This window comes from Arthrospira sp. PCC 8006 (assembly GCF_046480465.1).
Lineage (GTDB): Bacteria > Cyanobacteriota > Cyanobacteriia > Cyanobacteriales > Microcoleaceae > Limnospira > Limnospira platensis.
This window is the reverse complement of sequence record NZ_PKGG01000422.1, coordinates 1-1,875: the sequence shown is the minus strand read 5'-3', so window position 1 is coordinate 1,875 and position 1,875 is coordinate 1. Positions and strand designations below refer to the sequence as shown.

Sequence of the window (1,875 nt, the reverse complement as noted above, 5' to 3'; positions counted from 1 at the left end):
GCTTTTACACAATTTGCAATCCCACCCGCAAGCTGATGCTTTTGAATATGATGGCAGTCGGGTTTGTTTGAAGGTCGAATATTGGTTTTCCGCTGATGGTCTTGCGGCGGATTTGTTTTGTTGATTTTCCTAGATACGATTTACCAATTATTTTTTCATCACAGCTTTCTGAACTTTTTACGAAAACCGGGGAAAATTGATTTAGTCATACACGTTTTTTGAAGATAAGTTTACACGCTGCAACTGTTGGAAGCAACATTTTCGTGTGTTTTCGTGCCTTTCGTGGTTGGGACATGAGAAACAACTACAAAGCAGCAACATTTTCATGAATGCGTGGTAAATGTGTTTTTTGCGAAGTAAATACTTGTGCTATAAATGCTTTATTTGTTTTCAAAAAGCCTAATGTAACTAATTATGTTTAGGGTGTCCCAGAAGTATTCTACCTGGCGGGCATCGGCGTTGGTAACCCATTCTATGGAGCCCAAATAACCTTGATTTCATAACCTTATCGCTACCCGCTGGCCTTCTGCGTAATCGTGTTTTGTTAAATCCACTTATTGAGGGTTTTTGTAGTAGGTACAAATGTAAAAACGGAATAAAACCTCCCGTCTTTTCAAAAAATTAATAGAATCTAAAGCAAATCCTCTTCCTTTAAAATACGCTCTATTTCTTCCTCAGGAATACGAACTATTTCAGAAATTAACGAAATGGCTAAGCCTTTCTTAAACGCCAAAACAATTGTTTGAACTTTAGATTTTTCCATGCCTTGCTCAATACCCTGCTCAATGCCTTGCTCAATGCCTTGCTCAAGTCCTTTTTGGATTCCTTTTTCAATTCCTCTTTGGATTCCTTTTTGAATTCCGTCCTCTACCCCCTCCATATAGGCAGTATCAATGGTAGAATCCCAAATACGCTTGCTTTTGCTGAAGCGATAATAATCTTGCCTTTCCTTGGTATCCATGGCATCAAACTTTAGTTGTTCAGATAACAAAGATAAGATTTTTTTGTCACACTTCGAAGGTAGTTCTGAGTTTTTGAAATAATACACCCAATCTTCCAATGGCGAGCGAGAAACGTTATTGAAATTATTGATTTTGATGAGGTAGTATTCAGGGAATAAATCCTGAGGTGTGGCCTTCGCGTAAGCTTGCTTTTGAAGTGTGCTTAATTCAAGCTCATCTTCGAGGTTCATGCCAGTGAAAACCGTATGGCCACGATAGAGGTAATCTTTCCCATGACCCAGATCAAAATAAACCAAACTCACCGAAATGACTTTCTTTACTTTCTCATACTTTTCTCCGGCTTTTAAATGCTCAGCCAAAACTTTTGATACGCCGTACAGCATGCGATGGAAATAAGCGGCTTGGTGAAATAGTAGTGGCTGTCTATAAAGGCCGATAGCTTCGTTATGCTCAGTTAAAAACCATGTCATTTACTCCAGTAAACTCTTGATTTTTAACTTTCGCAAGCCTCGCTCTCGAATTTTCTAGAGCAGCCACTCGGAGTTTATGGATTTGCTTTAAATCGCCATTATCGAGTTTGCACAAGACATCGACAACCACCATTTTATCATCGGCCGCTTCACGGTTAGATTCTGATTCGAGAAGCGACTCTACTTTCACTTCCTTCTTCAACAAGACCGAAAGAAAACCTTCTAAAACTGTAAAATCTGCTTTCTTCCGTAATAGCCGCTTGATTGCCCAATCAAAACTAACGTAGGTGCGTTTTTGAAAATCTTTATGTCCCATGATTCATTTTTATAAGATTATGCTTACATTAATGCAAATGTAAGTGTAGTCTTATAAAAATGCAACTAAAAAAATATTAGCCGGAGAACAGGATGATTTAAAGTACGGTGAAAAATACGATTATTCT

At 38.2% G+C, this 1,875-nt stretch carries 2 protein-coding genes; both read right to left on the bottom strand.

Annotation, left to right across the window (positions count from 1 at the left end):
* Window positions 1-631: 631 nt before the first annotated feature.
* Window positions 632-1,432, bottom strand: coding sequence for a hypothetical protein (locus B9T16_RS28260; protein ID WP_410246350.1), 801 nt, complete (start codon window positions 1,430-1,432; stop codon window positions 632-634).
* Window positions 1,413-1,748 (bottom strand): PD-(D/E)XK nuclease family transposase, encoded by a 336-nt coding sequence (locus tag B9T16_RS28255; RefSeq protein ID WP_410246349.1) that lies wholly within the window; start codon window positions 1,746-1,748, stop codon window positions 1,413-1,415. The genes B9T16_RS28260 and B9T16_RS28255 overlap by 20 nt, the downstream gene beginning before the upstream one ends.
* Window positions 1,749-1,875: the final 127 nt, after the last annotated feature.

Excerpts from the sequence above, each read along its gene's own strand:
- B9T16_RS28260 (WP_410246350.1), bottom strand. The coding sequence starts at position 1,432 with ATGACATGGTTTTTAACTGAGCATAACGAAGCTATCGGCCTTTATAGA.
- B9T16_RS28255 (WP_410246349.1), bottom strand. The coding sequence starts at position 1,748 with ATGGGACATAAAGATTTTCAAAAACGCACCTACGTTAGTTTTGATTGG.